At 66.6% G+C, this 6722-nt stretch carries 6 protein-coding genes and 1 tRNA gene; 4 read left to right on the plus strand and 3 right to left on the minus strand.

Annotation, left to right across the window (positions count from 1 at the left end; all coding sequences use genetic code 11):
- Positions 1-148: 148 nt before the first annotated feature.
- Both AC1DHD_RS12730 and AC1DHD_RS12735 read right to left on the minus strand, forming a co-directional pair.
- Positions 149-222: transfer RNA gene (locus AC1DHD_RS12730), tRNA-Thr, on the minus strand.
- Between the two features lie 148 nt (positions 223-370).
- Complete coding sequence (locus AC1DHD_RS12735; protein WP_476880065.1) at positions 371-1261, minus strand: DsbA family protein; 891 nt, start codon at positions 1259-1261, stop codon at positions 371-373.
- A gap of 269 nt (positions 1262-1530) precedes the next feature.
- Here AC1DHD_RS12735 and AC1DHD_RS12740 point away from each other — a divergent pair, with 269 nt between their 5' ends.
- Entirely contained in the window at positions 1531-2940 is a 1410-nt protein-coding gene (locus AC1DHD_RS12740) for an alpha,alpha-trehalose-phosphate synthase (UDP-forming) (RefSeq protein WP_476880070.1), read from the plus strand.
- Positions 2930-3742 (plus strand): trehalose-phosphatase, encoded by an 813-nt coding sequence (otsB, locus tag AC1DHD_RS12745; protein ID WP_476880066.1) that lies wholly within the window; start codon positions 2930-2932, stop codon positions 3740-3742. The genes AC1DHD_RS12740 and otsB overlap by 11 nt, the downstream gene beginning before the upstream one ends.
- A gap of 10 nt (positions 3743-3752) precedes the next feature.
- Here the strand turns inward: otsB and AC1DHD_RS12750 are convergent, their stop codons facing one another.
- Complete coding sequence (locus tag AC1DHD_RS12750; protein ID WP_476880067.1) at positions 3753-4163, minus strand: VOC family protein; 411 nt, start codon at positions 4161-4163, stop codon at positions 3753-3755.
- Between the two features lie 246 nt (positions 4164-4409).
- Between AC1DHD_RS12750 and AC1DHD_RS12755 the strand changes: the two genes are divergently transcribed.
- Together AC1DHD_RS12755 and AC1DHD_RS12760 are read left to right on the plus strand one after the other, a co-directional pair.
- The gene (locus tag AC1DHD_RS12755) at positions 4410-5492 is read left to right on the plus strand and encodes an ABC transporter ATP-binding protein (RefSeq protein ID WP_476880068.1); all 1083 of its coding nucleotides are present in this window, start codon (positions 4410-4412) and stop codon (positions 5490-5492) included.
- A gap of 99 nt (positions 5493-5591) precedes the next feature.
- On the plus strand, positions 5592-6722 hold a 1131-nt coding region (locus tag AC1DHD_RS12760; protein WP_476880069.1), incomplete at its 3' end, for a DUF4032 domain-containing protein.

Below are 6722 nucleotides of genomic sequence, written 5' to 3' on the forward strand. Positions count from 1 at the left end.
GCCCCGTTTCGACGGTTCCGTGCCCGCTCGATGCCCCGAGACGTCGAGGCGGCGGGGAACCGTCGAAACGGCGCCCCGGCCAGGGCCGCGGGGGCACAATAAACCCCTCCGTCCCCGGGCAAAATCACCGGAACGAAGGGGCCTTCAGAGCCCCCTGTCGGATTCGAACCGACGACCCCCGCTTTACAAGAGCGGTGCTCTGGCCAACTGAGCTAAGGAGGCAACGCGCCGTCGTCGTCCTGGCCGGAAAGTGCCGGACGCTAAGCGCTAGATAAGGGTAGCCCACGGAGAGCCACCGGTAAAAAACGGCAAAAAGCAGCCCGGCCCCGGACGGATCCGGGGCCGGGCGGCAGGCTGTGGCCGGTGCCGGCTACTTCTTGGCGGTGACCGCAGCCTGCAGGAACTGGTCGAACGGGGTCTGGGCGCTGTCGCCCTTGCCCCACTGCTTGCCGTCGACGAAGACGGTGGGCGTGCCGGTGACCCCGATGGCCGCGGCCTCCTGGGTCGTGTACTTCACGTACGGGCGGTAGGTCTTGTCGTCAATGCACTTGTCAATGCTCTTGGCCCCGACGCCGGTCGCCGTGGATTTCAGGTCCGCGTCGGAGAGGCCCGCGCTGCCCTCGGCAGGCTGCTTGGCGAACAGCGCGTCAACGAAGTCAGAGTACTTCTCCGGCGATTCGTTCACCACGCAGGCCGCGGCGTTGGCCGCACGCGAGGAGTAGTTGGTGCTGGAGCGGCTGTCCAGGAAGCCCAGCGGACGGTATTCGACCGTAATCTTCCCCTCGTTGCGCAGCTTGGTGAGGGTCCCGTTGTACTGGGCCTCGAAGTTCTTGCAGACCGGGCAGATGAAGTCGATGTAAAGGACCACCTTGACCGGCTTACCCGCTTCGGCCTCGGCGCCGGGGGCCTTGACCTCAGCCGGAGGGGTGGCTGCGGGCGAGGGAAGGTCGGAAAGCTTGACGGTGGCTGCGTCCGTCTTGGCGACCCCTGTGTTGGCCAGCAGGGTGACGCCGCCGTGGACGTTGCCGTTGGCCGGAGTGGGGCCGGAATCCGCCACGGGGGCGTTGTTCTTGATGTTGGTGGTGACCACCAGGGCCACGATCACAATGATGGCGACGACGGCGGCCACAATGCCCCAGCCGATGAGCAGCTTGTTGCGTTTGTCCTTCTTCAGCTGCGCCTCGCGGATCTCACGGGCTTTTTCACGGGCCGCGGCGGTGCGCTCCGCTTTGGACTGACGGGGTTCGTTTGCGGCGCTCATAAGTTCCTCGTGTCGATCGGCCTGGGGTGGTCCACAGAGTGGCAACCTCATCATTTTAGGGGAGAAACCCGGGAGCTTGCGCTTTCAAGTTTCCCTCCGTGTGCCCAACGGACGAATAGCACAGAAGATTCCGCCCGGCTAGGGTGGATGAAGGCCACAAGCGACCCCAGGGGGCACCAATGCAAGCAACCGAGAGCGCCGGGCAACGCACCGAGCCCGGCACGGAGAAGCACACGGAAAAGCCGGAATCCGGCGCCAGCTTCGACTTTATGGTCGTGTCCAACCGCATGCCGGTGGACCGCTGCTCGCCAGATGAGCCCGGCTGCGAGGACGGATGGCGCCGCTCCCCCGGCGGCCTCGTGACCGCGCTGGCTCCAATGATGACCAAGACCGACGGCGCGTGGGTGGGCTGGCACGGCGCCCCGGACGAGCACCTCGAGCCGTTCAGTCACGGCGGCATCGACCTCATTCCCGTCCAGCTCAGCACGCGGGACATCGAGCTCTTCTACGAGGGCTTCTCCAACGCCACGCTGTGGCCGCTCTACCATGACGTGATCGCACCGCCGGAGTTCCACCGCGCCTGGTGGGACTCCTACCGGAAGGTCAATAAGCGGTTCGCCGACGCCGTCGTCCGCCATGCCGCCGAGGGTGCCACCGTCTGGGTGCAGGACTACCAGCTCCAGCTGGTCCCCAAGATGCTCCGGGAGGCCCGCCCGGACCTCAAGATCGGGTTCTTCAACCACATTCCGTTCCCGCCGCCGGAGATCTTCGCGCAGCTGCCATGGCGGCACGCGATCATCGACGGCCTGCTCGGCGCGGACCTGGTGGGCTTCCAGCGCAGCAGCGACGCCGGCAACTTCATGCGCTCGGCCCGCCGCTTCCTCGGCGCCAGCGTCAAGCAGCAGCAGGTCCACGTCAAGGGCCCGGACGGCGAAACCACCCACATTGCCCGCGCCCAGGCCTTCCCGATCTCCATCGACGTCAAGCAGATCAGCGAGCTGGCGCGGAAACCGGAGATCATCGAACGCGCCAAGCAGATCCGCCGCGACCTCGGCAATCCCAAGACCATCCTGCTCGGCGTCGACCGGCTGGATTACACCAAAGGCATCCGGCACCGGCTCAAGGCGTACGAGGAGCTCCTGCAGGACGGCAAGGTCACCGTCGAGGACGCCTCCCTGATCCAGGTGGCGAGCCCCAGCCGCGAGCGCGTCGAACAGTACCGCCTGCTGCGCGAGGAAGTCGAGGGCACCGTCGGCCACATCAACGGCACCTATGACACGATGCAGAACACCGCGGTCCGCTACCTGCACCACAGCTACCCGATCGAGGAGATGGTCGCGCTGTACCTGGCCGCCGACGTCATGCTCGTCACCGCCCTGCGCGACGGCATGAACCTGGTGGCGAAGGAATACGTCACCGCCCGCACGAACAACGACGGCGCCCTGGTGCTCAGCGAATTCGCGGGAGCCGCGGACCAGCTCAAGCAGGCGCTCCTGATGAATCCGCACGATATCGACGGGCTCAAGGACACCATCATGCGGGCCGTCAACATGCACCCGGCCGAGGCAGCGCGCCGGATGCGGGCCATGCGCAAGCAGATCCTGGACCACGACGTCGACCTCTGGTCAGCCGACTTCCTGCGGGCCCTCCAGGAAAAGGTGGTGCGCGATGACTCCTGAGCCCAACCCCGCCCAGGCGAAACTCTCGCTCTCCCCCGAACTGCTCGACGCCATCCGCCGCGTCGCCGGAACGGAGGAGCTGCTGATCGCAATGGATTTCGACGGCACCATGGCCCCGCTGGTAGACCACGCGGCGGACTCCCGGTCACTGCCCCGGTCCGCGGCCGCTTTCGCGGCCCTGGCCGCACTCCCGCGGACGACGACGGCGCTCATCTCCGGCCGCGCCCTGGACAGCCTGCGGGCCACGGCCGCACCGCCGGAGCAGACCCTGCTGATCGGCAGCCATGGCGCGGAAGCCTGGATGGGTCCGGGCTCAACTGAGCTGCAGCTGGACGATGCCCAGCGGGAACTGCTGAGCGAGGTGCGGCAGATCCTCTCCGACATCGTGGATCAGGCGCCCGGAACGCTGCTGGAGGACAAGCCGGCCGGCGTGGTGCTCCACACCCGGCTCGCCGCCGATGACGTGGCCGAAGATGCGGTGGCGGCCGCGAAAGCCGCCCTGCAGGACCGCGCGGAGGTCTTCCTCAAGACCGGAAACCGGGTGCTGGAAACCTCGGTGGTTCACGCGTCCAAGGGCGATGGGATCACCTTCCTCCGGCAGGCCACAGGAGCCACGGCGGTGGTCTTCGCCGGCGACGACACCACGGATGAGGACGCCCTGGGCAGCCTCGTCCGCGGGGACCTGGGCGTCAAGGTGGGCCACGATTTCACCCAGGCGGAATTCCGGGTGGAGGCGCCTGCACAGGTCTCCGAACTGCTGGAGGCGCTGCTGCGCGAACGGTCCAAGGCCGTCGGCAGCTGACGCCTGCCGGCTAGTTGGCCGAAGCGTCGGGCTCGTAACCGATGAGCCAGTGGAGGCCGTGCCGGTCAATAACCTGCCCGTCCGACGCGCCCCAGGGCTTGGGCGCCAGCGGATCGACCACCCGGCCGCCGTCAGCAAGCCGGTCGAACCATTCGTGGAGGACCGGGGGCTCGGCCGTTCCCAGCAGCGAGAGCATGAGGCCCTCGAGCCGGACGCTCTTCTCGCCGGCCGCCGCGTCCGATCCCGCCAGGGCCACGACACCGCTGAGCTCCCCGTGGGCGATCGCGTCCGGCGGTCCGTCGCTGCGGTTGAACTCCGCGTAGGTATAGAGGGCGAGGTCCCCGCCGAACACATCGGCGTAAAAGCCCAGCGCCTGACGCGCCGTACCGGGGAAACTGACGTAGATCTGCAGGGCTGACATCCGCCCAGCCTACGGTCCCTGGTAAGGAACCTCACCTGTGACATCCGTAACTTTTTCGCCCGGCAATGAAAAATCTGACATACTCTGTATGTGATGTGGCGCACAGCAACCGTGCGGCGTCACTGGATGCTCCTCGGCTTCGGCCGGGGAGCATGCGCATCCGGTTTCGGATGGAACAACTAAATACAAAGAACCATTCACTACGGATCGTCCGGCACGTACCTGCCGGTGAAGGGATTGATAACTGTGGCTACAGTTACTTTTGATAACGCTACGCGTCTGTACCCGGGCACAGAGAAGCCCGCTGTCGACAAGCTCAACATCGACATCGCTGATGGCGAGTTCCTGGTCCTCGTTGGACCCTCCGGCTGTGGAAAGTCCACCTCCCTGCGTATGCTCGCAGGCCTTGAGGATGTTAACTCCGGCCGGATCCTGATCGGCGACCGCGACGTCACCGACGTTCCGCCGAAGGACCGCGACATCGCCATGGTCTTCCAGAACTACGCCCTCTACCCGCACATGACGGTGGCGGACAACATGGGCTTTGCCCTGAAGATCGCCGGCGTCAGCAAGGAAGAGCGCGCAGAGCGGGTCCGCGAGGCCGCCAAGCTGCTCGACCTGGAGCCGTACCTGGACCGCAAGCCGAAGGCACTCTCCGGCGGCCAGCGCCAGCGTGTTGCCATGGGCCGCGCCATCGTGCGTAACCCGCAGGTGTTCCTCATGGATGAGCCGCTCTCCAACCTCGACGCCAAGCTCCGTGTGCAGACCCGCACGCAGATCGCGTCGCTGACCCGCCGCCTCGGCGTCACCACCGTCTACGTCACCCACGACCAGGTCGAGGCCATGACCATGGGCGACCGCGTCGCCGTGCTCAAGGACGGCCTGCTGATGCAGGTTGACACCCCGCGCAACCTCTACGACAAGCCGAAGAACGTCTTCGTCGCCGGCTTCATCGGCTCCCCTGCCATGAACCTCCTCGAACTCCCCGTCGTCGACGGCGGTGTGCAGTTCGGCGGCACCGTTTACCCGGTCCCGCGCGACATCCTCGAAGATGCTTCCGGCTCCACCGTCACCCTGGGCACCCGCCCCGAAGACCTTGAGACTGCACCGCAGGGCGAGGGCCTGCAGGTGGAGGTCGACGTCGTCGAGGAACTCGGCGCCGACGCCTACGTCTACGGCCACACCACCCTTGACGGCAAGGACCACGACATCGTGGCCCGCGTCGACGGCCGGCGCCCCCCGATGAAGGGCGAGACCGTGTGGGTCCGCCCGCAGTCGGGCCACGTGCACCTGTTCGACACCAAGACCGGCCTGCGCCTCGGCGACTAGGCGCTACTTCCGACGGCGGCCCTCCCTCTGGAGGGCCGCCGTCGGGCGTTAACCGGCAAAATTTAGGCGCGCCCGCCCCCAGTACGGGAGAATTGCAGCATGACCGAGGACAACGGTGCCCAGTGGCACGACGAACCCACTGACTACGGGCAGATCGGCAAGCTGCCGCGGTACCAGGCCGCGAGCGCCAACGACGACAAGGGCCTCGCCAGCTCACTGAGCATCACGGCCGCCGCCACCGAACCAGAACTCCTGGACCTGCCCTGGCACATCGCCCTCGAGGACTGGCCGGCGGAATACCTGGCGGCGCTCCCCCGCGGCATCTCGCGGCACATCGTGCGGTTCGCGCACCTCGGCGGCTCGGTGATCGCCATCAAGGAAACCTCGGAGCACATCGCCCGGCATGAGTACCACATGCTCCGCAAGCTCGCCCGGCTGGATGTCCCCTGCGTGGAGCCGGTGGCGGTCATCACCGGCCGCACCACCCCCGAAGGCCGGCCGCTGAACCCCGTGCTGGTCACGCGCCACCTGAAGTTCTCCATGCCGTACCGCGCTCTGTTTTCGCAGATGCTGCGCAAGGACACCCTCACCCGCCTGATCGATGCGCAGGCGCTGCTCCTGGTCCGCCTGCACCTGATCGGCTTCTACTGGGGCGACGTTTCGCTCTCCAACACCCTGTTCCGCCGCGACGCCGGCGCCTTCGCCGCCTACCTTGTGGACGCCGAGACCGGCGAGCTGTACCCGGACCTGTCCACCGGGCAGCGCGAGTACGACCTCGAAATTGCCCGGGTCAACATCGCCGGCGAACTGATGGACCTGCTCGACGGGGGCCTCATCGAGGAGAAGGTGGACCCGGTCGCCACCAGCGAGCTCATTATGGAAAGTTACCGGCGGCTCTGGACCGAGCTTACCGAGAAGGAATCCTTCGAGATCGGCGAGCGCTGGCGGGTGGCCGCGCGTATCCGCCGGCTTAACGAACTCGGCTTTGACGTCGAGGAGTACGCCATCAAGACCACCCAGAACGGTTCCACCATCCAGCTCCAGCCCAAGGTGGTGGACGCCGGGCACCACCAGCGCCGGCTGCTGCGCCTGACCGGCCTGGATGCGCAGGAGAACCAGGCGCGGCGCCTGTTGAACGACATGGACTCCTTCCGGGCGGATAACAACCCGGGTATGGATGAGGAATACAGCGCGCACCTGTGGGTCAGCCAGATCTTCGAACCGATTGTC

It is taken from the genome of Arthrobacter sp. 05L45_2 (genome assembly GCF_056397525.1).

Excerpts from the sequence above, each read along its gene's own strand:
- AC1DHD_RS12750 (WP_476880067.1), bottom strand. The coding sequence starts at position 4,163 with ATGTCAGCCCTGCAGATCTACGTCAGTTTCCCCGGTACGGCGCGTCAG.
- otsB (WP_476880066.1), top strand. The coding sequence starts at position 2,930 with ATGACTCCTGAGCCCAACCCCGCCCAGGCGAAACTCTCGCTCTCCCCC.
- AC1DHD_RS12735 (WP_476880065.1), bottom strand. The coding sequence starts at position 1,261 with ATGAGCGCCGCAAACGAACCCCGTCAGTCCAAAGCGGAGCGCACCGCC.
- AC1DHD_RS12740 (WP_476880070.1), top strand. The coding sequence starts at position 1,531 with ATGGTCGTGTCCAACCGCATGCCGGTGGACCGCTGCTCGCCAGATGAG.